Genomic DNA, 21,780 nt, shown 5'->3' with positions numbered 1-21,780 from the left:
CTACTCGTCCGACTGTTCGCGCAGGAAGGTCACCGGCTTTTGGCGCAGCAGCGGCAGTGTCACCGCCAGGCCGACCGCAACCACCAGCAGCGTGGTGCCCGCCACCAGCAGCAGGCTGTCGGCAGGGTAGGAGCGGTACTCCATGTCCAGGCCCTTGCGGCAGATGAGCAGGCTGGCCACCTGGGACATGAGCAGAGCGATGACCCCGCTGACCAACCCCAGCAACAGGTTCTCGGCGGCAAAAACGGCCAGCACGAACCTGCGCCTGGCGCCGAGGATGGTGAAATAGACGGCTTCCTGGATCCGGGCGTAGCGCGTCGCGAACACTGAGCTTATCACAATCAGCACACCCACAGCGATACTGAACGAAGTGAAGAAGCGGACGATGGTGGAGAGCTTGCCCATGATGCGACCGAAGATCACCACCGTCTCGGTGAGGTCTATGACGCTCACGTTGGGATACTGAGCGACCACCTGGTTCTGCAGCTCGCTGATGCGCTCTTTGTCCACCCGGATCGCGGCAAAGATGGTGTGTGGCGCGCCGGCGAGTGCGTCCGGCGGGAACACGAAGTAGAAAAAGGGCGTGAAACCGCTGCTGGTGCGGGTGCGGATGCTGGCGATACGTGCGGTCATCGGAACGCCTTGGATCTTGAAGGTGATGCTGTCGCCCACCTTCATATCGTGCATCTTGAGCACCGTGTCCAGCACGGAAACCTGCAAGGCGTCGCCCCAGTCCTTGCGGAACATCCTGCCGCCGGAGACGACGCGCTCGTCGGCAAGAAGATCGTTGCGGTAGGTGAGGTTCATCTCCCGGCCGAGGTTGTCACCACGCGACTGCCGCTCCTGCTCGGGATTGATCGGCTTCTCGTTGACCGCGCTGACGGTCCCTTTGACGATGGGGTAGTACGAGGCCGTTGGCCCCAGCAGCCGCGCTACACCATCCTTCTGGTCTGGCTGAATGTCGATCAGGAACACGTTGGGGGCACCGGAAGGGAAAGACGTGATGAAGCTGTCATCCAGGTTCTTTTCGACCAGGGTGAGCGAGAAGATGACGCCAAGGGCGGCGGAAAGCGTGACGATGATGGAAAGGGAGGCGTTGTGCGGACGGAACAGCCCCTTGAGGGCCTGCCTGAGCGCAAGGTTACCGGGCGTGCTCTTCTTTAACAGCCGCAGCACCAGGGCCGCGAGCAGGTAGGAAACCAGGATGAGGCCGAGCAGTGCGAGCATGAAATAGAGCCCGGTTTTCAGATCGCGCAGTCGCACCAGCACCATGGCGAGGAAGAAGAGTACACCCAACGCGGCGATGATCCAGGTGGCGCGGTTCCAGAGCCGCGCGGATTCCTCCTTTCCGAAGATGGCGCGCGGCTTGACTTCCTTGAGCCGGTACAAGGGGAGGGCGGTGAACAGGAGCACCACCATGAGGCCGATCAGCATCCCCTGCCAGATCGCGCCGGACGAGATCTGCAGCGTCACCTGGGCCGGAATGAGCCCGCTGAACAGGGCGGGGAGAAAGCGCTGCAACAGGAAACTGCCGGTGAGACCCACCAGGGTGCCGATGGCGCCGAGGACCAGGGTGACGGTCAGGAAATGGCCGATGATGAAACGACTCTTGGCGCCGAGCGCCTTCAGCACCGCGATGGTTCGTTCCTGTTCCTTCAACAGCGCAAAGAGTGTGCTCTGGATCCCAAAACCGGAGAGGAGCAGCGTGAATATGCCGCTCAGATTGAGGAAAAACAGGAGGTTGTCGAAGAAACGTTTTACCCGGGAGCCGGCGTTTTTATAGGTGGCGACCCGCACGCGGGTTTCATCGGTCGTGGCGGCCAGACGGGAGGCGATGGCGTCCAGGTCTTTCTGGCGGGCTACTTTCAGCAGGGTCACGTGCTCCACCCGGCTTCCCAGGCCGATCAGCCCCAAGGACTCCTTGTCCGCGGCGGCAACGAATACCCTCGGTCCCAGCGAAAAGAAGTTCACCGGCCGGTCCGGCTCCTGCAGTACCACGTCGCGCACCACCAGCGTCGCATTGCCCACCTTGAGCGAATCGCCGGGTTGCAGGTGCAGGCGGTCCAAAAGCTGCTGCTCGACGACGAGGCTCCCCGGCTTGAGCACCTCGGCGAGCCCCTTGCCCGAGCGCAGCAGAACGCGGCCGTAGAAGGGGTATCCCGGCTCGACCACCTTCAGGTCGCAGAGCAGAGAACCTTCACCCTTTACTTTCTGTACTACCGAGTAAAAGTCCCAGTACTGCGCACTTTTTACCTGCCCATTCCGGACCAGAGTGGCAATTTCCTGGTCCAGGGCTGAGGGGAGTGGGGCGTGGGATCGGACGATGATGTCGGCGGCGTGCAGTGACTGTGCGTCGCGCAACAGGGAACTCTCGACACTCTCCCGGAAGCTCCCCAGCGACACCAGCGTGATCATGGAGAGGGCGACGCAGAGGATGAAGACGGCGCACTGCCGCTTTGCCCCGGTCATCTGGCGCACGATGAAGCGCAGATTAACCATGCGCCGCGTCCGTCACTACCCGCCCGTCCTTAAGCGTCACCACGCGGTCGGCGCTCCCGGCAATTTCCGGGCTGTGGGTCACCATGAGCAGCGTGGTGCCGCGTTCGCGCTGCAGTTCCAGCAGCAGTTGCAGTACGGCGGAACCGTTGACCGAATCGAGGTTGCCGGTGGGCTCGTCGGCGAAGATGATGCGGGGATCGTTGATGAGGGCGCGGCAGATGGCGCAGCGCTGCTTTTCGCCACCGGAGAGTTGGTGCGGGAAGCTGGTCATGCGGTGCGCCAGTCCCACCCGCTCCATAAGCGCCTCGGCCTTGGCCCGGGCCCCGCGGTCTTGCCGCAGTTCGGCTGGAAAGGTGACGTTCTCCAGGGCGGTCAGCGACGGGACCAGATGGAAGGACTGGAACACGAAGCCGAAGGTGCTGTTGCGCAGCGGCGCCAGGGCATCCTCGGTAAGATCGGTGATGTCGCGTCCTTCGATTAGGACACGCCCCTGGTCCGGGCGGTCCAGGCCGGAAAGGATGGTGAGCAGGGTCGATTTGCCGCTGCCGCTTTCACCCTTCACCACCAGGAATTCCCCCTCCGATACTGCCAGGGAGACACGGTCCAATACGGTTATGTCGCGGTTGCCGATGCGGTAGTTCTTGGTAACGTCGAGCGCTTGCAGGATGGTCATCAGGGCAGGGTTCCGTTTCTTCGATCAAGGTGAATCTCCACGAGGGGAGGTTTACAGACAGAGGCATAAAAAAGGGCAGGTCCCAGGACCTGCCCCCGCAGGTTTCATCCAGTCGTCGCATCGCTTTCCCGTCAGCGCTAGGGCTCCTCAGGATACGGTTCGAAGAAGCTCTTGGCCGCCTTGCACACGGGACAATGCCAGTCGGGCAGCAACTCCTCGAAGGAGATATCGGGGGGAACGTCGTTGACGGGGTCTCCCTCGTCGGGATCGTACACATATTGGCAAATGGTGCAGGTCCATCGCTGCATGGTTATCTCCCTTCGCTTGCGCGAGCTACCACTTGACCGCGTCCGGCTCCCTCTTGATCAGCAAAATGCTGCAAGGCATGCGACGCAGGATGGCATCGTTGTCGCGGCCAAAGAGCATGTGCTCGATACGCCCCTCTTCATGGGCCAGCAGCACCATGAGGTCGATCTTCTCGTCCTTGACCACCTGCATGATCTCATCTACCGGTTTGCCCTCTTTGATGATGACCTTGATGGGGAGCCCGGCGCGTATCTCGTGCCCGATCATCTGATCCAGTTCGTCCTTGGCCCGTTCCCTGACACTGGCGTAGTTCTTTACATCGTCGGGGATGGCGCTGGGGGCGTTGAGCGCGCCTCCCGCCATACTCATGGTCCCTTCGGGATTGGTGGCGATGTGGAGCACCATCAGTTCCGAGCCGTATCTCCTGGCGATGGATACGCCTGCCTGGACGGCATCCCGGCAGTATTCGCTCATCCTGTTGACCACGAGAACACGTTTGTAATTTTCCATGGCCTTGCCTCCTGAGTGAATGTTGTAGCCTGAATTGCGCTTTTTTACGATGTTGTTAACGAATGCGGCGAGGGGGAGGCGCTAATGATTGACCACCCCAGTATATACGATTGCCAACCTGCAGCAACTTGGTATAAATATTTCCAATCTTTTCCCGGAACCCCTTCCAAACCCAGCCAGTAAGCCAATTCCAGCCGTCAACGGAGGTGACACATGCGCAACCTGATCAGGATCGCCGTAGTGTTGTGTTTGACCACCATACTTTGCTCCTGCGCTTCGGTTTCTGTCGTGGATACCTGGCGCAACCCGGTTTTGAGCGGCAGCCGACTGCACAAGGTGCTCGTGGTCAGTTTTGCCAGGAAAGAGGGGAGCCGGGCCGTCTACGAGGACATGCTGGTCAGCGAACTGCACCGGCACGGGGTCGAGGCGGTCTCCAGCTACACTATCCTGTCGCAGGTGAAGCTGCCGGACTGGCACGCACTGGACCGCGCCGTGCGCTCCACCGGCTCGCAGGGCGTCTTGACCGTGCAGACCATCAAGGTGGAGAAGCAGACCACGGTGCAGCCGAGTGCCGTCGCCACGCCGTATCCGGGGTACTGGTATCCTCCCGCGTTTCCTGACTGGGACTTCCCCGGTTACTACCGCTCCATGGCGCTTTACGGCCCGATCTACGTGTCCACCTACGACGTAGCCACCATGCAGGTAAACCTGTTCGACCTGGGCTCGGACAAGCTCGTCTGGGCCTCCACCATGCAGACCATGGAGCCGGAGAACGTCACCAAGGTGGGCAAGGATCTGGCGCACAAGGTGGTCAAATCCCTCAAGAAGGAAGGATTGATCTAGGAGATGCCGATGACCTCGTTGGCCCCGGTGCCGCGCGCCTTCTACGACCGCGACACGGTTGCAGTCGCACACGATCTCCTGGGCGCCTTCCTGGTCCACGATGTGGCCGGAGAGGTGAGGGTGGGTAAGATCGTCGAGGTGGAGGCATATCTCGGCGAGAGCGACCTGGCGGCGCATTCCTCAAAGGGGCTGACGCCGCGCACCCGCATCCTCTTCGGCCCGCCCGGTTTTGCCTACGTCTATCTCATCTACGGGATCTACTGTTGCATGAACGTGGTGACCGAGCGGGAAGGCAGCGCCTGCGCCGTTTTGCTGCGCGCCCTCGAACCGGTGCAGAACCTGGCTGGCCGAACCCAGGGGCCGGGGCTTTTGTGCCGCGCCATGGGCATCGACCTGCGCCAGAACGGGCACGACCTGGAGAGCCCCGATTTCTTCATCTCGCCCCGGGACCAGAGCGCTCCACGTCAGGTGGTGGCGCGCCCCCGCGTCGGCGTCGACTACTCCGGCATCTGGGCCACAAAGCCGCTGCGATTCTACCTCGACGGAAATCCTTACATCTCGATAAAGTAACTCCCCTCCCATCCGCGCCGCCACTGCAATCCCGCCATATGATCCATGTCGCTTGGCCCGACAAAACATTAGTGCAAACAAATCTTACTTCGCTATACTCTTCTGCATTTGCCAAGGAGAGCCCGCCATGGACATGGAACAGGCTGAGCAGCTCTACCGATTGATGTTCACCAACATGCGGGAGGCGCTCGCCATCCTGCTCCTGGACGTGCGCAACCCGGAAACTCCTCCGAAGGTCATCGAGATGAACCCTGCCGCGGTCAGGCTGTGCCGGTGCAAGTCCTTCAACTTCAACAATTGCCTGGTGACCGACTGCTTTCCGGGGTGGTTCGATCCCGATCAATTCAAGGACCACTGCCACCGGCTGGCCGCGTTCGGCGGGTCCCTGGAGCTGGGGGAGGTGGCGCGTGACGAGTTCTTCTACCGGGTCCGCATCTTCGCCCTCACCGACAACCACATCGGCATGGTCATCAGCGACTGCACGCGCTACCGCGAGGAGGAGGCGGAGATAGCGGACCTCACCGCGCAGCTGGAAAAAGAAGCCGCCACCATGGACCGCCGCGTCGCCGAGCGCACCGCGCAGCTCGAGGAGATCAACGAGGAGCTCGATTCCTTCGCCTTCTCGGTATCCCACGATCTGCGCGCTCCCATCCGCGCCATGCAGGCTTTCGCCGAGATCCTTTTGGACGACGAGCAGCAGACGCCGGCCGAACGCAGCGCCTACCTGGTGCGCATCAAGAACGCCGCACAAGGAATGGACCGGCTCATCCAGGATCTGCTCGCCTACAGCAGGGTCAGCAGGCAGGAAATCACGCTGGAGCCGGTGCGGCTGGACCAGGTGGTGCGCGACGCGTCCCAGCAACTGGAACTGGCAGCGGGCGGCAAACCCTACCGACTGGAGACCGCCAGCGACCTACCCACCGTGATCGGGCACCACGCCGTTCTGGTGCAGGTGGTGCTCAACCTGATGACCAACGGCATAAAGTTCGTCCCCAAGGGTGTCGTACCCCTGCTGCGCATCTGGACCGACGAGTCGCAGGAATACTGCCGCCTGTACGTACAGGACAACGGTATCGGTATCGCCCAGCAGCACCAGGAGAGGATCTTCAAGATCTTCGAACGCCTGCACAGCATGGAGAGCTACCCGGGCACCGGGGTGGGGCTTGCCATCGTGCGCAGGGCGGTGCAGCGCCTCGGGGGGCGCATTGGATTGGAATCGAAGGAAGGGGAGGGGAGCCGGTTCTGGATCGAACTCAGGAGAGCGGAATAGCGCCGGGGGGAACCATGAGCTACGTGCACCACACCATCCTCCTGGTCGACAGCGACCAGGACCAGGCCCACTTCACCAGACTCGCCCTGCAGAGGGTAGGCGTGATCACCCCGGTGCAGAGCGCCCGGGACGGCGAGGAAGCCATCGGTTACCTGAGCGGCAGCGGCGCCTTCCAGGACCGGGAAAGCTACCCGATGCCGGTACTGATGCTGCTCGACCTGAAGCTGCCGCACATCTCGGGGGTGGGACTTTTGTCCTGGCTTCGGGAACAACCAGCCCTGAAACGGCTGCCGGTGGTGGTGCTCACCGCGCCGGTGCCGCCGGCGGACCTGAACCGGGCCTACGAGCTTGGCTGCAACTCCTTCCTGTTCAAGCCCAACTCATTCAACGCGCTCCTGGTGATGATGCAGAACCTGGTGCAGTACTGGCTGGGGCTGAACGTTGCCCCGGAGCTTGCGGCTCTGCCACCGGCCCAGGAGCAAAGCGGCACCTCTGTCTGATCCATTGCAGGTGAACCCGAGCGTCGTCGAAGAGAACATCCTGGAGCGCCCAAGAGGGACACATGGGAGACGCGGTAACGACACTTCGTGCAGTCCCACCCGATGCCGAGAGCCCGGCGACCGGCAAGAGCGTCAGCCGAAGCCACCTGGTGAACCGCCTGAACTACATCAATTTCCAGGACCAGACCGTACTGGTGTGCCTGAAGCACCTGGTCTACGACGACGCCATCCTGCTCCCCGCCCGCCCCGAGCCGTGCGCCGGAGAGGAGTTGCTGTGCCGGTGGGACGAGCCGGGGAGCGTCCAGCAGATCCTGAAGACCTACCGTTTCGATTACCTGCTCATCGCCGACGGCAAGAAGTACCTGGTGGTCAACTCCGAGCTGCTCTCCATGGACGACACAGGGTTGACCCTGCTACTCCCCACGGCCTGCCGCGAATTCCAGGCCCGCAAGATCCGGCGCCATCCGGCCAACGACATCTCGGCGCAACTGCTGCAGCACGGCGTTCTCTTCGACTGCGAACTGGTCGATTTCACCCCGGTCACGCTGCGGGTTACGGGAACCTGGCAGCGGCCCGAGGCGCTCAACTGGATCAACGCGGAGGAACCGGTCCACCTGAAACTGTCCCGCGGCGGGAACCTGATCTTCTCGGGGAGTTTCGACATCCAGTCGATAAACAGCGACAACCGGCGCTGCTCCTTCGTCTTGAAGCAGCACCAGGACAATTTCCGCCGCTTCCGCCCCAAGGCCTACCGTAACGCGCGCAAGGAACTGGTGCCGTCCCCAAACGTCGTCTTCGACCACCCGCTCATCGGCAAGAGGGGCAACCTGAAGATGGGGGACCTCTCCGGCACCGGCTTTTCCGTCGAGGAAAGCGAGGGGGAATCGGTACTGCTGCCGGGCATGATGATGCCGGGGGTGAAGATAACCTTCGCGCAGGGGCTGACCCTGGAGTGCCTGGCCCAGGTGCTCTCGCGCAACGTCACCGGAGAAGAGGGGGAGGAAAAGAGCGCCCGCTGCGGCTGCGCCATCCTGGAAATGGAGATCCACGACCATGTCAAGCTCCTCTCCATCCTGCACCAGGCGGCGGACCGCAACGCCTACGTCAGTACCGAGGTTGACCTCGACGACCTGTGGGACTTCTTCTTCCAGACCGGCTTTATCTACCCAGGTAAGTACGCCCACTTTCAGGCCAACAAGGAACGGATCAAGCAAACCTACGCCCGGCTCTACAACGAGAACCCGCACATAGCCCGGCACTTCATCTACCTCGACCGCGGCGCCATCCTGGGGCACCTGGCCATGGTCCGCTTCTACCAGAACTCCTGGCTCATCCACCACCACGCCGCCCGCAAATCCGCGTCGGTCAAGGCAGGCCTGGCAGTCCTGGAACAGGTAGGGCAATACCTGAACGAACTGGAGAGCTTCCCTTTTGCCCATCTCCGTTACGTCTTCTGCTACTACCGCCCCGACAACAAGTTCCCGGCGCGGGTCTTCGGCGGCTTCGCAGACAAACACGGCGACCAGAAAAGCTGTTCGCTCGACCTGTTCGCCTACTCCCACTATCGTCCCGAGGGAGAGGAGCCTCCCTGGCCGGAACAGTGGCTCCTGTCCCCCAGCAGCGACTTTGACCTGAACGAACTGGGTCGCTTCTACCGCCACGTCTCCGGGGGGCTGATGATCGACGCCTTCGACCTGTACCCGGGCGCGGCGGGAAGCCGCGAGGTCAACGACGACTACCGCAACCTCGGCTTTCACAAGGAGCTCTACCTGTACTCGCTGCGCAAGGGGGGCGGCCTGAAGGCCTTCTTCCTGGTGAACTGCACCGACGCCGGCTTCAACATGGCGGAACTCACCAACTGCGTCACGGTCGTTATCATCGACGAGGAAACGCCGCCCGAGTTGATCGTGCTCTCACTGAGGCAGCTGAGCCGCCACTACCAGGGGGAAGGGATGCCGGTGCTCACCTTCCCGCACGCCTACGTGGAAGAGAAGGGACTCCCCCGCGAGAAAAGCTACCTGCTCTGGACCCTGGACATGCACTACAGCGACCATTTTCTGCAGTATTGCGACGGACTTTTCAAGGGACACCCGAAAGGGGAGTGAAGCCCAGTGGAGCCGGAATGGAATCATCCCGCCTGCGCGACATGCCGCTGTACAACAGCAGGATCATCAACTCCTTCATCCTGCTGGTTAAGCACAAGTACAGCCACGTCGACATCAACGAGCTCCTGGAGTACGCGGGAATGAAGGATTACGAGGTGGCGGACCAGGCGCACTGGTTCCGGCAGGACCAGGTGGATCGTTTCTACGAGCGGCTGCTGCAGATGACCGGCAACCCGAAGATCGCACGCGAGGCGGGACGCTACGCCGCGTCCCCCGATGTGCTGGGGGCCATGCGCCAGTACATCCTGGGGCTCGTGGACGCCTCCAGCACTTTCGACATCATCAGCAAGGCCACTGCCAACTTCACCAGGAGCACCACCTACCACTCGCGCCCCCTTGCCTCCAACATGGTCGAAATAACGGTGACTCCCGTGGAGCCGGGGTTGGAGAAACAGTACCAGTGCGAGAACCGCATCGGCTTCTTCGAGGCGATCGTGCTCATGTTCAACCACAAGTTGACCGACCTGCAGTATTTCCCGGAAATCCGCCACCTCCCCACCATACAGCAACCGGAGTGCGTGTTTCGGGGCGACCAGGTCTGCCGCTACATCGTCACCTGGGAGAAGAGCGCCTACACCTACCTCAAGAAGGCACGCAACCTCATGCTGCCGCTGCTCGTGGTCGCCAACCTGGCGCTCCTCGTGGCGCTGCAGGGCAGGGGGGTGCTCGAGATCCTGCTCGGCTCGCTGTCGCTGTTGCTCCTGGTCTCGCTGGCAGCGGAGATGAGCGAGAAGAGGGCGATCAAGGAAGGGCTCAGCAGCACCAACCACTCCATCGAAAATCTCCTGGAACAGATCGATCTCAACTACAACAACGCGATGCTCACCCACGAGATCGGACAGCGTCTGGGCAACCTGACGCGGCTCGAGGAGATGCTCATGGACGTGGCGGACATCATGCAGCGCAGGCTCGAGTACGACCGCGGCGCCATCTTCCTCGTCAATAGCGAAGAGGGGCGCCTGCAACTGCGCGCAAGCTACGGTTACGGCGCCGGCGAACTGGCCTGCCTGAACGGCCTCGACCTTCCCCTGGGCCACGAAAGTTCCGTCGAGGACGTCTATGTCGCCTGCCTCAACGAACAAAGGCCGTTCCTGATCAACAACCTGGAACAGGAGAAGGAGACCCTCGGGCTGCGGACCCTGGCCTGCGCCATAAAGAACGGCACCCGGGCCTTCATCTGCTGTCCCATCGTGTCAGACGGCGTTTCGCTGGGCGTGCTGACCGCCGAGAACGTGAAGACCAAGCGCCCCCTGGTGGAGCGGGACGTGAGCCTGCTCATGGGCACCGCCTCCATCATCGGCATCAGCTACCGCAACTGCGAGCTGATCGGCGCGCTGGAACAGGCCAAGCTGGAGCTGGAAGAGCGGGTGGCACAGCGCACCGCGGACCTGGAACAAAGCAGGCACAAGATCGAACTGCAGCACGAAGAACTGACGCGGACCCTGTTCGAGCTGGAGGAGGAGACCGCGCAGCGGCTGCAGGCGCTGGAAGAACTGGGGGAGAAGGAGCGCATGCTCCTGCAGCAAAACCGGCTGGCCGCCCTCGGGGAGATGATCAGCAACATCGCGCACCAGTGGCGCCAGCCGCTCAACGAGCTCGGGCTCATCGTCCAGGAACTGCCGGTCATGTACGACCGGGGCGGGTTTACCCGCGATTACTTAGGCGACAGCGTGGCAAGGTTCATGAAGGTGCTGGGGCACACCTCGCGCACCATCGACGACTTCAGGAACTTCTTCAAGCCCGACAAGGAGTCGGTCCCGTTCCGGGTCGCAGACGTGGTGGAAAAAACGCTCTCCCTGGTCCAGGAGAGCTTCAGGACGCTGCAGATATCGGTGGAACTGCAGGTCGGCGGCGATCCCATCATCACCGGCCACCCCAACGAGTTCTCCCAGGCGGTGCTCAACATCCTGTTCAACGCCCGCGACGCCTTCCTGGACCGAAAGATCGAAGACCGCGAGATATGGGTTGCCGTTTTCGAGGAGCAGGGGCGGTCGGTGGTAACCGTGCGCGACAACGCCGGAGGGATCCCCGAGGAGATCATGGAAAAGATCTTCGACCCCTATTTCACAACGCGGGGGCCGGAACGCGGCACCGGCATCGGCCTGTACATGTCCAAGGTGATCATCGAGAAGAACATCCCCGGCAGGCTGACCGCGCGCAACGTCGCCAACGGGGCCGAGTTCCGGATCGAAGCGCCGGGCAGGGGAGGCTCCGAGTGACGGTTTAATTGACAAGGTGGTGGGGCAGGCTAGAATAAGCGATTGTTAATGTTAATGGGCATACATTCTAACACTGCCACATCGGCAGGCGGCCGAGCAGAGGGGCAATGTTACAACGCTCGGCCTTTTTCGGCCTTCGACTACCCGGCCGCAAGCGCGGAGTTCCCATGGCGCCCTTCTATATCCTGCTCGTCGAGGACAATCCGGACGACCTGTTCCTGGCCAGCCGCATCATAGGCAAGGCCTGCCAGCACGAACTCGTCACCGCCCGCGACGGGGAAGAGGCCGACGAACTGCTCAGGCGCATGGAGCAGGATGACAGCTACCGCTACATCAGGCTGGTCCTCCTGGACCTGAAGCTCCCCAAGATCAGCGGACTGGACCTGCTGCGCGGCATCCGCGACAACGTCAAACTGCAGGGGCTTCCGGTCGCCATACTCACCTCATCCGACAACGAGACCGACCAGGAACAGTGCTGGCAACTGGGCGTGGTCGACTATATCTACAAGCCCATGACCGTGGACCGGCTGAAGGGAATCCTGTCGCGCATCGAGGGGGCCCAATGAAAGACGAGGTTCGGGAGGGCGCAGGCGTCAGCATGCTCTACGTCGAGGACGAGGCCGACGCACGCCAGATGGTCACCCGGATGCTGGCCATGAACTACCCGAACCTCATCGTCTACGGTGCCGACAACGGCTTACAAGCCCTGGAACTGTACCGGCAGTACATCCCGGAGATCGTGATGACCGACATCAACATGCCGGTGATGGACGGCATCCGGATGTCCCGCGAGATAAAGGCAATCAACCCCGAGGTCCGCATCATCGCCGTCACCGCCCACAGCGACACCTCCTACCTTTTGAGCGCAATCGAGATCGGCGTGCACCACTACGTCCTCAAGCCTCTCAACTACCAGGAATTGTTCACCGTCCTGGACAAAGTGCTGGAGCAGATGGAGCTGAAGCGGCTGGTGAGTGAGCAGCACCGGCGCCTGGCCCAAAGCGAGCGGCAACTGGCCGCCGGGCAGCGCATCGCCCACCTGGGGAGCTGGCAGCGGGAGCCCGATGCGGAGGGCATGGACTGGTCCGACGAGATGTACCGCATCTGCGGCCTTGAGCCGGGCGCCGTCCCCGCATCCTACCATGCCTTCCTGGAGCGCTTCCACACCGACGACCGGGACGACATTGCCGCATCGATGCAGAGCGCGCAGGATCCGCAGCATCAGCCGGAACACAGGTTCGTCCGGGTAGTGCGGCCGGACGGGTCGTACCGGATCGTGCGGCTCGACGTTGAGGGAGTCCGGGAGGGTGACCACGCTGCCGGGGTCATCGGCACCTGTCATGACGTGACCGAATTGAAACAGGCCGAGCAACAGGTCCGTTCCCTTACCGAAGAACTGGAGCGGCGCGTGCTGCAGCGCACCTCTTTGCTGCAGGCCACCGTGAGCGAGCTGGAAAACTTCAGCTACTTCGTATCCCATGATCTCCGGGCCCCGGTGGCGCGCCTGGAAGGATTCTGCACCGCGCTTTTGGAAGACTGCGGCGCCTGCGGCCATGCCAACTGCCGCCAGTACGCCGAGCGGAGCGCCAACGTGGTGCAGCAGATCAAACAGATCATGGATGCCTTCAACAGCCTGACCCACCTGGCCCGCTGCGCCCTGACCATACGCGACACCGATATGAGCCGACTGGCCCGCGACATCGCCCACGCGCTATCCGCCGAGGCCCCTGAGCGCAGGGTTGAGTTTGTCATAGCGGAGGGGGCGCGAGTCAAGGGGGACCCGGAACTGCTGGGCAAGGCACTGCGGCACCTGCTGGAGAACGCGTGGAAATTCACCTCCAGGACCGAGCGGGGACGCATCGAATTCGGCTGGACCGACCGGCACGATGTGCGAACCTACTTCGTGCGGGACAACGGGGTGGGCTTCAACATGAAATATGCCCAGATGCTGTTCAAGCCCTTCCAGACCATCCACGCCCCCGAAGAGTTCGGGTGGACCGGGACCGGGATCGGGCTCGCGACCGCCCACAGCATCGTGCTCAGGCATGGGGGGCGCATGTGGGCCGAAGGTGAGGTGGGGCAGGGGGCGACCTTCTATTTTACCTTGGAGCCCAATCCGGAGTCGGGCAGCTACCTTAAGGAGACCTAGCCCTTGCGAGGCGCCATGACACGAAAACCAGGGGCAATTCAGGCTGCCGACAAGGAAGATGCCATGGCGCATCTGGCTGCCATCGTAGACTCATCCAACGACGCCATCCTCAGCAAGACCCCGGACGGCACCATCACCAGCTGGAACCAGGCGGCCCAGCACCTCTACGGCTACGACGCCGAGGAGGCCGTGGGACAGAACATCAGCATGCTGGTCCCCCCGGACCGCCTCGATGAGCTGGACCGGATCACCCGGAAGGTGCTGCAGGGGGAGAAAATCAGAAACCTGGAGACGGTGCGCCTGGCCAAGGGGGGGCGCATGGTACAGGTTTCCCTCACCCTGTCCCCCATCTTCGATCCCCAAGGCGTCCTTACCGGCATATCCATCATCGCGCGGGAAAATGCGGAACGGATCCAGAAGGAACTGCTGCTTCGGGAGAGCGAGCGCTACTACCGATCCCTGGTGGAAATGGCCCCTGACGCGGTGCTGGTACACCATGACGGCGCCTTCCTCTACGCCAACTGCGCGGCGCTCGGAACCTATGGAGCACGCGCCCTCTCTCAACTGCAGCAACACACCGTGCTGGACCTGGTGCACCCGGAAGACCGCCAGGCGATGCGCGACAGCATCGAGACGGCAATGGAGGGGAAGGAACCGTCGACACTGGAGTTCAGGTTGCTGCGCCTGGACGGCGGCGAACGCTGCATGGAGGGATCCTCGACCCGGATCGACTACCAGGGCGCGCACGCCATCCAAATGATCGCACGCGACATCTCCGAGCGCCGGACCGCCGAGGAGGAACGCGAGAGCATGCTGAGGCAACTGGCCTTCCAGCAGGAGCGCTTCGAGGCGATCGTCGAACAACTCCCGGTAGGCGTGATCATCGCCGAGGCACCTTCCGGCAAGGTTGTCTACCAGAACGAGCTGACCCGGACCATCTTTCGGGAGGATGTGGGCGAAGCGGCTGGCAGCTCAGATTTCGAACGGTGGAAGATGTACACACTGGACGGGACGCCTCTGTCTTCTGAGCAATACCCGCTCATCCGCGCCATCAGCCGGGGAGAGACCGTCTTCGCCGAAGAGTACCAGATTCAGCGCGGTGACGGCAGCCGCGGTTTCATCAGTGTCAACGCCACCCCCTTGCGCGATATCTCCGGCGACGTTATCTCGGGCCTGGCCGCCTTCAATGACATCACCGAGAGCAGGAGCGCGGCCAAAGCGCTTTTGGAGAGCGAGGAGCGCCTGAAGCTGGCGTTGGACGCCGCGCAGATGGGTTCCTGCGACATCGACGTGGCCAGCGGAAGAGGGGTATGGTCCCGGCGGCATTACCTCCTCATGGGATACCCTGACCCGCAGCAGGAAACCGGCGCAGCCACCCTGGCCATGTGGCAGGACCGGATCCATCCCGCCGACAAGAACCGGGTCCTGACCGAGTTGGACCGGGCCTGTAAGGAGCGCGACCTGTTCAGTTCCGAGCATCGCATCTTCCGCTTCGACGACGAGGCCCAGCTCTGGGTCAACGTCCTGGGGCGGTTCTGGTGCGAGGATACGTCCTGCCGCTTCATCGGGGTAATCTTCGACGTCACCGGGCGCAAGGCGATCGAGGGGGAACTGCGCCGGTCGGTACAGCATTTCCGTGACCTTGCCGACTCGATGCCGCAGATCGTCTGGACCGCCAACCCCGACGGCAACCTGGACTACCTCAACGCCCACTTCGAGAACTACACCGGCGTACAACGCAGCATCCTGGTCCAGAGCAAGGGAGACCCGGGGCAGTTGATCACCGACTGCATTCACCCCGAGGACCGGGAACCGACCGCCCAGGCATGGAGCCACGCTGTCGCCAGCGGGGAAATCTACCAGATCGAACAGCGCATCAAATACAGCAACGACGGGTACCGTTGGCACCTGAGCCGCGCCGTGCCGCAACTGGACGAGGAGGGGAGGGTGGTCAAGTGGTACGGCACGGCGACCGACATCAACGACCTGCGCGAGACCCAGGAAAAATTGCGCGCCAGCGAGACCAGGTTCCGCTGGCTGTACGAGTCGAGCCTGATCGCGATCTTCTTCTGGAACCGGGACGGATTCATCACCGACGCCAACGACGCCTACTGCGAACTGGTCGGCTACAGCGGGGACGAGTGCCGCGGCGGGACCCTGAGTCTTTCCGATGTCACACCTCCAGCAGAGTACGCCAAAGATCGTGCCGCCATGGACGAAACCATCACCCGCGGCATCAGCAGGACCTACCAAAAAATATTCATCAGGCGCACCAGCAAGGAACCGGTAGCAGCGCTCACCGCCATGGCCCGGATGGCCGACTCGCCCGCCGAGGGGATCGGGTTCGCCATCGATCTCACCGACCTCAAACGCGCCGAGCAGGCGCTCAAGGAAAGCGAAGCGAGGCTGAAGCTCGCCGTCGAGGCGACCGGTCTCGGCATCTTCGACGTCAGTCTGCAGACCGGCAAAGGGAACTGGTCCCCCATTGCCAAACAGCACTACGGCTTGAGCACCGAAAGCGACCTCGATCTCGACACCGTACTGCGATTGGTGCACCCCGACGACCGCGAGCGGCTGGAGCAGATCGTCAGGGACGCCCGGAGCACCACCGGCGCCGGTCTCTACAGCGCCGACTACCGCACCGCGCCGCCCGACGGCAAGATCCGCTGGCTCAGCATGCGCGCCCGCGTCTCCTACGACGAGCACGGCGCCCCGCTCAGGCTGGTAGGCGCCTGCCTAAATATCACCGACAGCGTCTTGGCGCAGGATGCGCTGAGGGAGGAGATGACCGAGCGGATCCGAGCCGTGGAAGAACTGCGTCGCCAGGAACAGCTCCTGATCCGGCAGGGGCGGCTGGCGGCCATGGGGGAGATGATCGGCAACATCGCGCACCAGTGGCGCCAGCCGCTGAACACGCTGGGGCTCATCGTCCAGGAACTGCCAAGCTTCTACGAGCAGGGGATGTTCACCAGGGAGTACCTGGACAACAGCGTCTCCCGGGCCATGCAGGTGATCAATTACATGTCGCAGACTATCGACGGCTTCCGCAACTTCTTCGGGCCGGAAAAGGAGAAGCAGAAGTTCGTGGTGGCCACCACCCTGGAACAGACCCTCGCCATTCTCCAGGCCGCCTTCGCCGCGGCCAGGATCACCTTCGACGTACAGGCAGACCCGGAGGCCGAGATTTTCGGCTCCCCCAACGAATACTCTCAGGTGCTGGTCAATATCCTGATGAACGCGAAGGACGCACTGCTGGAACGCAAGGTCGCCGAGCCCAGGATCCAAATACGTCTGCGCCGCCACCACGGCAAGACCGTCCTCTGCATCGAGGACAACGCGGGCGGCATCCCCGCCGGCATCATCGAGAAGGTGTTCGATCCTTATTTCACCACCAAGGGACCCGACAAGGGGACCGGCATCGGCCTGTTCATGTCCAAGACCATCGTCGAAAAGAACATGAAAGGGACGCTCACGGTCAGCAACACGGAGCAGGGCGCCCGTTTCTGCATTGAGGTGTGACAGATGGAACAGCCCCGACAGCGTTTCAACGACGTCTCCCTGCTCCTTGTCGAGGACGAGATCGAGTCAAGGGAGATGCTCGCCAGGATGCTCTCCCTCAATTACCCGGGGATCAGGATCTACACGGCCGACGACGGCAGGTCCGGTCTGGAGCTGTACCGCCAGTACCAGCCGGACCTGGTGGTCACCGACATCAACATGCCGCAGATGAACGGCATCGCCATGGCCCGCGAGATCAAGCTGCTCAACCCTGACGCCACCATCGTCGCGGTCACCGCCCACAGTGAGACCGCCTACCTCATGAACGCCATCGAAATCGGGATGGACCACTACATCCTGAAGCCGGTCAACTACCCGGAACTGTTCCGGGTGCTGGACCGGGTCGGCGAAAAGATCACTCTGCGGCGGCTCGTGGCCCAGCAGGTGTCGGCGCTACGGGCGTCGGAGCGGCGCTTCTCCACCATCTTCCAGGCGACCCCAGACCTGTTGAGCATCGCGAACCTCGTCGACGGCAAGCTGGTGGAGGTGAACGAGGCGTTTCTGAAGGTGCTGGGCTATGACCGCGACGAGGTGATCGGCAGCAGCGGCGAGGAGCTCGGACTCTGGCTAGACCCGGCGCAGGCCGGATCTCTGCTGGTCGAGTTGTCGGAAAAGGGGGCGGTGCGCGACATCGAGGTGCGCATCAGGTCGAAATCGGGACAGGAACTGGAGGGGCTGGTATCGGCGGAGTCCATCGAGATGGACGGGACTCCCTTCCTGCTCACCCTGTTCAAGGACATCAGTGAGCGCAAGCGGCTGGAGCAGGTGATCAAGCACCAGGCGCAGCACGATGTGCTGACCGACCTCCCCAACCGCAAGCTCTTCATGGACTTTCTCGCACTGGAACTGGCCCAGGCGCGCCGCAACCGCAAGAACCTGGCGGTGCTCTTCCTGGACCTGGACCACTTCAAGCAGATCAACGACACGCTGGGGCACGCGGCCGGGGACCTGCTGCTGCAGTCGGTGGCCCAGAGACTCAAGGCCTGCGTGCGCGAATCCGACACCGTGGCCCGCATTGGCGGCGACGAGTTCAACGTGCTCATGCCGGACCTGGCGCAGACCGATGACGTGGGGACCGTCGTGAGCAAGATCATGGGGGTGTTCCAGGCGCCGTTTCGGCTGGAGGGGGTCGAGGTGAAGGTGGGCACGAGCGTCGGCATCAGCATGTTCCCGGCCGACGGTGACAGCTCGGAGGAGCTGCTGCAAAAAGCCGACAGCGCCATGTACGCGGCCAAGCAGAACCGCGGCAACAGTTACCAGTTTTACAACAGCGAGATCAACGCGCGCACCGTAAACCGCCAGAACCTGGAACGGCAACTGCGCCAGGCCGTTGCCAGGGGCGAACTGGAGCTGCTTTACCAGCCGCTGCTGAGCCTGGGCAACCGGCGCATCATTGCCGCCGAGGCCCTTTTGCGCTGGCACCATCCGGAACGGGGGCTGCTGCTTCCGGACCAGTTCATCACGATGGCCGAGGAGACCGGCGCCATCGTCCCCATCGGCGAGTGGGTCATCCACCAGGCGCTGGCGCAGGTGAAACAGTGGCAGGAGAAGGGATTCGACCTCGCGCTGGCCGTCAACCTCTCCAACCGTGAGTTCCACCAGCCCCATTTTCTCGAGCAGACCCTTGCCGCCCTCTCGCAAACCGGCATCGGTGCCGGAACGCTGCAGATGGATATCCCGGAGCGGGCCATCATGGACAACGGGACGGCCTCCAGGCAGAACATGCTGCGCCTCACCGAGGCGGGGGTGGCCTTTTCGGTGGACGATTTCGGCGTCGGCTCCTCGTCGCTGCAGCGCATCAGGCAGCTTCCCATCGCCAAGCTGAAGATCGACCGCAGCTTCATCAGGGACCTGGACAACCCGGACAACCTGGACGTGGTGACCGCGATGATCTGCATGTCGCACAGCCTGAAACTCAAAGTGAACGCCGTGGGGGTGGAGCGGCAGGAACAACTGGAGCTGATGCAGAACTACGGCTGCGACGAGGTCCAGGGGGACCTGATCGGCCGGCCGCTGCCGGCAGCGCAGTTCGAGTTGATGCTGGTCCGGCCGGCGCCCGGGGGAGCGATACCGCTGTAGGACTAGCGGCCGAAGGCCTTCAGGAAACCGGGCAGCAAGAAGGGATTGTCGCACCTGATCGCGCCGCCCAGGAAGTCCATGAGCCCGGGGCGGTAGCCGTCGTACCAGATCTTTCTGAACATTTCGGCGCTGGTGCTGCACTCGCAGTCGACCGCTTCCGGCGTCGCCCCCCTGACCACGCGATACCCGTCGGGTCCCACCGCGATGGTAATGGTCTCCTGCTCCAGGTTGAAACGAAAGACGGTGTCCTTGTCAAAGACTCCCTTGCAGAACGCAGCTTCCATTTCCGATATCATCGTTTCGATCACAGCTAACTCCTTGCGTGACAGTAAAATTTTCCGTTGATCATCTCAAGAGGGATCAATCCGGTTGAATGTGGATTGCTGGACAACTGATTTCATTTCCAGCAAATTTGGCAATTCGGTCGTCGCGATAATATTGATCGACCTGCAGCGTGTCAAACTATTCCTTTACCGGCAGTTTCATCTGTCTTTGAATTGCAGTGTTCCTTCTGTGCCAGTCTTTTTTGCCAATGTGCCGCTGTCACTCTTGAATTATGCGAGGCATGCACTATCTTTTAAGTACAGGGATGGACTTTCTTCTGTTTGAAATGGAGCTTACCGTGGAAAAGGTGCCTTTTAGATCCATACCTGACCTGCTACGGCACCAGGCAGCCCGACTGGATACAAGGCCGGCGGTGAAGTACAGAAAGCAGGGTAACTGGGTCACCCTTAGCTACGCCCAGTTCTTCAACCGCGCCCTCATGGTGGCGCGCGGCCTGCGCAAGCTGGGCATCAAGCCGGGCGACAAAGTCGCCATCCTCTCCGAAAACCGTGTCGGCTGGGCCATTGCCGACATGGGGATCCTCTGCGCCGGTGCGGTGACCGTCCCGGTGTACGCCACCAACACCCCCGACCAGGTCGAATACACCCTGAACCACAGCGACGCACGCATCGTCTTCATCTCGGGAAAATCGCAGTACCGCAAACTTTTGCAGATCAAGGACGCCATCCCCATGTTGCAACTGGCGGTGTCGTTCGAGCGTTTCCTGGGAGAGCCCTCGCTCCCCGTCACCACGTTCTACCAGCTCTCGGAGATCGACGACCCGATCAGCGACGAGGAGAGGCAGGAACTGTTCGCGGCGATCGATGCCATCGAACCGGACTCCCTGATGACCATCATCTACACCTCGGGGACCACCGGCGTGCCCAAGGGAGTGATGCTCTCGCACTACAACCTGCTCTTCGACGCCTTCGCCACCATCGAGAAGGCGGCGGTGCAGGAGGGGGAAGTGTTCCTGAGCTTTTTGCCGCTAAGCCACGTTTTGGAGCGGTGCACCGGCTACTACCTCCCCATCGCCAGCGGGGCGATGATCGCCTTCGCCGACAGCATCGAGAAGATAGCCGAAAACATGCTGGAAATCCAGCCCACCATCATGGTCTGCGTCCCCAGGCTGTTCGAGAAGATCCACTCACGCATCTACGAGCACGTGCACCAGCTCTCCCTGTTCAAGAGGAAGCTTTTCAGAACCGTGCTCTCTGTCGGGCGCAGGTACGTCTATGCCAGGTACATCGATAAGAAGGTGCCGCTGTGGCTCGCGCTGCAGCACGCCGTCGCGGACCGGCTGGTCTTCAGCAAGCTGCGGCAGCGTTTCGGCAACAACCTGAAATTCTGCTCCAGCGGCGGCGCTCCGCTGGACCGCGAGATCAACGAGTTCTTCTGGAGCATCGGGGTCCCCATCCTGGAAGGGTACGGGCTCACCGAAACCAGCCCCGTCCTTTGCAACAACACCTTCGAACTCTTGCGCTTCGGCAGCGTGGGGACCCCTTTGGAACAGACCGAGTTCCGCGTCGCCGAGGACGGCGAACTCCTGGCGCGCGGACCGCAGGTGATGCTCGGCTACTACAAGGACCGGGTAGCGACCACGGAGGCCTTCAGCGACGGCTGGCTGAAGACCGGCGACATTGGACGCCTCGAGCAGGGTTTCGTGGTGATCACGGACCGCAAAAAGGACCTGATCGTCACCGCCGGCGGCAAGAACATCGCGCCGCAGCCGATCGAGAACCTGCTGAAGAGGGACAAGTACATCTCCCAGGCCTACGTCTACGGGGATAAGCGCCCTTACCTGACCGCGCTGCTCGTGCCGACCCTGGAGAAGCTGCTGGAGTTCGCCCAGGAGAAGAAGATCGTCTATAACGACCTCGAGGAGCTGGTGGTGCACGAGCCGGTCCTCGAACTGTACCGGCAGCGGGTCGAAGCGGTGAATGCCGAGCTGGCCCATTACGAAACTATCAAGCAGTTCGCGCTGCTGCCGCGCGACTTCACCATCGAGGCGGGAGAGCTCACCCCGACCCTGAAGGTGAAAAGACGCGTGATTTCTGAGCGTTATAAGGATAAGATAGAGCGGATGTATACCGTCGCGGAGAACTGAGGCCGCGT

Annotated in this window: 16 protein-coding genes; 11 read left to right on the top strand and 5 right to left on the bottom strand. The window is 62.2% G+C overall.

Annotated elements, in window-relative coordinates; translation table 11 throughout:
- The 4 genes from JFN91_RS08650 to JFN91_RS08635 all read right to left on the bottom strand — a co-directional run bounded on the left by JFN91_RS08650 (position 1) and on the right by JFN91_RS08635 (position 3,988).
- Entirely contained in the window at positions 1 to 2,499 is a 2,499-nt protein-coding gene (locus tag JFN91_RS08650; RefSeq protein ID WP_199388795.1) for an ABC transporter permease, read from the bottom strand.
- A complete protein-coding gene (locus JFN91_RS08645; RefSeq protein ID WP_199388794.1) occupies positions 2,492 to 3,172 on the bottom strand; it encodes an ABC transporter ATP-binding protein in 681 nt (226 codons plus the stop codon). Before JFN91_RS08645 ends, JFN91_RS08650 begins: the two co-directional genes overlap by 8 nt.
- 137 nt (positions 3,173 to 3,309) lie before the next feature.
- The gene (locus tag JFN91_RS08640; protein WP_199388793.1) at positions 3,310 to 3,480 is read right to left on the bottom strand and encodes a rubredoxin; all 171 of its coding nucleotides are present in this window, start codon (positions 3,478 to 3,480) and stop codon (positions 3,310 to 3,312) included.
- 25 nt (positions 3,481 to 3,505) lie between these two features.
- On the bottom strand, positions 3,506 to 3,988 hold the full coding sequence (locus JFN91_RS08635; protein ID WP_199388792.1) for a universal stress protein: 483 nt from the start codon (positions 3,986 to 3,988) through the stop codon (positions 3,506 to 3,508).
- Between the two features lie 213 nt (positions 3,989 to 4,201).
- Between JFN91_RS08635 and JFN91_RS08630 the strand changes: the two genes are divergently transcribed.
- The 10 genes from JFN91_RS08630 to JFN91_RS08585 all read left to right on the top strand — a co-directional run bounded on the left by JFN91_RS08630 (position 4,202) and on the right by JFN91_RS08585 (position 19,341).
- Complete coding sequence (locus JFN91_RS08630) at positions 4,202 to 4,831, top strand: DUF4136 domain-containing protein (RefSeq protein WP_199388791.1); 630 nt, start codon at positions 4,202 to 4,204, stop codon at positions 4,829 to 4,831.
- 9 nt (positions 4,832 to 4,840) lie between these two features.
- Entirely contained in the window at positions 4,841 to 5,401 is a 561-nt protein-coding gene (locus JFN91_RS08625) for a DNA-3-methyladenine glycosylase (RefSeq protein WP_199388790.1), read from the top strand.
- 127 nt (positions 5,402 to 5,528) lie between these two features.
- Positions 5,529 to 6,671, top strand: a complete 1,143-nt coding sequence (locus JFN91_RS08620; protein WP_199388789.1) for a sensor histidine kinase — start codon at positions 5,529 to 5,531, stop codon at positions 6,669 to 6,671.
- Positions 6,672 to 6,685: 14 nt separating this feature from the next.
- Positions 6,686 to 7,171: a response regulator gene (locus JFN91_RS08615; RefSeq protein WP_199388788.1), complete on the top strand. Its 486-nt coding sequence runs from the start codon at positions 6,686 to 6,688 to the stop codon at positions 7,169 to 7,171.
- A 62-nt stretch (positions 7,172 to 7,233) separates the two neighbouring features.
- A complete protein-coding gene (locus tag JFN91_RS08610; protein ID WP_199388787.1) occupies positions 7,234 to 9,276 on the top strand; it encodes a pilus assembly protein PilZ in 2,043 nt (680 codons plus the stop codon).
- A gap of 17 nt (positions 9,277 to 9,293) precedes the next feature.
- A complete protein-coding gene (locus JFN91_RS08605; RefSeq protein WP_199388786.1) occupies positions 9,294 to 11,555 on the top strand; it encodes a GAF domain-containing sensor histidine kinase in 2,262 nt (753 codons plus the stop codon).
- Positions 11,556 to 11,722: 167 nt separating this feature from the next.
- A complete protein-coding gene (locus JFN91_RS08600) occupies positions 11,723 to 12,121 on the top strand; it encodes a response regulator (protein ID WP_199388785.1) in 399 nt (132 codons plus the stop codon).
- Positions 12,118 to 13,704: a sensor histidine kinase gene (locus tag JFN91_RS08595; protein ID WP_199388784.1), complete on the top strand. Its 1,587-nt coding sequence runs from the start codon at positions 12,118 to 12,120 to the stop codon at positions 13,702 to 13,704. The genes JFN91_RS08600 and JFN91_RS08595 overlap by 4 nt, the downstream gene beginning before the upstream one ends.
- 15 nt (positions 13,705 to 13,719) lie before the next feature.
- Complete coding sequence (locus JFN91_RS08590; RefSeq protein ID WP_199388783.1) at positions 13,720 to 17,223, top strand: PAS domain S-box protein; 3,504 nt, start codon at positions 13,720 to 13,722, stop codon at positions 17,221 to 17,223.
- A 3-nt stretch (positions 17,224 to 17,226) separates the two neighbouring features.
- Complete coding sequence (locus tag JFN91_RS08585) at positions 17,227 to 19,341, top strand: EAL domain-containing protein (RefSeq protein ID WP_199388782.1); 2,115 nt, start codon at positions 17,227 to 17,229, stop codon at positions 19,339 to 19,341.
- A 2-nt stretch (positions 19,342 to 19,343) separates the two neighbouring features.
- Here JFN91_RS08585 and JFN91_RS08580 read toward each other — a convergent pair whose 3' ends face one another.
- Positions 19,344 to 19,649 carry a hypothetical protein gene (locus tag JFN91_RS08580; RefSeq protein WP_328746383.1) on the bottom strand — a complete coding sequence of 102 codons (306 nt, stop codon included), beginning with the start codon at positions 19,647 to 19,649 and terminating at the stop codon, positions 19,344 to 19,346.
- A gap of 257 nt (positions 19,650 to 19,906) precedes the next feature.
- Between JFN91_RS08580 and JFN91_RS08575 the strand changes: the two genes are divergently transcribed.
- Complete coding sequence (locus tag JFN91_RS08575) at positions 19,907 to 21,772, top strand: long-chain fatty acid--CoA ligase (protein WP_328746380.1); 1,866 nt, start codon at positions 19,907 to 19,909, stop codon at positions 21,770 to 21,772.
- The last annotated feature ends 8 nt before the right edge of the window (positions 21,773 to 21,780 follow it).

This window comes from Geomonas anaerohicana (genome assembly GCF_016458305.1).
Taxonomy (GTDB): Bacteria; Desulfobacterota; Desulfuromonadia; order Geobacterales; family Geobacteraceae; genus Geomonas; species Geomonas anaerohicana.
Note: the sequence above shows the minus strand (reverse complement) of the source record. Positions and strands in the feature narration are given on the sequence as shown.

Bases quoted from the DNA above. Each gene is read 5' to 3' on its own strand.
- JFN91_RS08650 (WP_199388795.1), bottom strand. From the start codon at position 2,499: ATGGTTAATCTGCGCTTCATCGTGCGCCAGATGACCGGGGCAAAGCGG.
- JFN91_RS08645 (WP_199388794.1), bottom strand. From the start codon at position 3,172: ATGACCATCCTGCAAGCGCTCGACGTTACCAAGAACTACCGCATCGGC.
- JFN91_RS08640 (WP_199388793.1), bottom strand. From the start codon at position 3,480: ATGCAGCGATGGACCTGCACCATTTGCCAATATGTGTACGATCCCGAC.
- JFN91_RS08635 (WP_199388792.1), bottom strand. From the start codon at position 3,988: ATGGAAAATTACAAACGTGTTCTCGTGGTCAACAGGATGAGCGAATAC.
- JFN91_RS08630 (WP_199388791.1), top strand. From the start codon at position 4,202: ATGCGCAACCTGATCAGGATCGCCGTAGTGTTGTGTTTGACCACCATA.
- JFN91_RS08625 (WP_199388790.1), top strand. From the start codon at position 4,841: ATGACCTCGTTGGCCCCGGTGCCGCGCGCCTTCTACGACCGCGACACG.
- JFN91_RS08620 (WP_199388789.1), top strand. From the start codon at position 5,529: ATGGACATGGAACAGGCTGAGCAGCTCTACCGATTGATGTTCACCAAC.
- JFN91_RS08615 (WP_199388788.1), top strand. From the start codon at position 6,686: ATGAGCTACGTGCACCACACCATCCTCCTGGTCGACAGCGACCAGGAC.
- JFN91_RS08610 (WP_199388787.1), top strand. From the start codon at position 7,234: ATGGGAGACGCGGTAACGACACTTCGTGCAGTCCCACCCGATGCCGAG.
- JFN91_RS08605 (WP_199388786.1), top strand. From the start codon at position 9,294: ATGGAATCATCCCGCCTGCGCGACATGCCGCTGTACAACAGCAGGATC.
- JFN91_RS08600 (WP_199388785.1), top strand. From the start codon at position 11,723: ATGGCGCCCTTCTATATCCTGCTCGTCGAGGACAATCCGGACGACCTG.
- JFN91_RS08595 (WP_199388784.1), top strand. From the start codon at position 12,118: ATGAAAGACGAGGTTCGGGAGGGCGCAGGCGTCAGCATGCTCTACGTC.
- JFN91_RS08590 (WP_199388783.1), top strand. From the start codon at position 13,720: ATGACACGAAAACCAGGGGCAATTCAGGCTGCCGACAAGGAAGATGCC.
- JFN91_RS08585 (WP_199388782.1), top strand. From the start codon at position 17,227: ATGGAACAGCCCCGACAGCGTTTCAACGACGTCTCCCTGCTCCTTGTC.
- JFN91_RS08575 (WP_328746380.1), top strand. From the start codon at position 19,907: ATGCACTATCTTTTAAGTACAGGGATGGACTTTCTTCTGTTTGAAATG.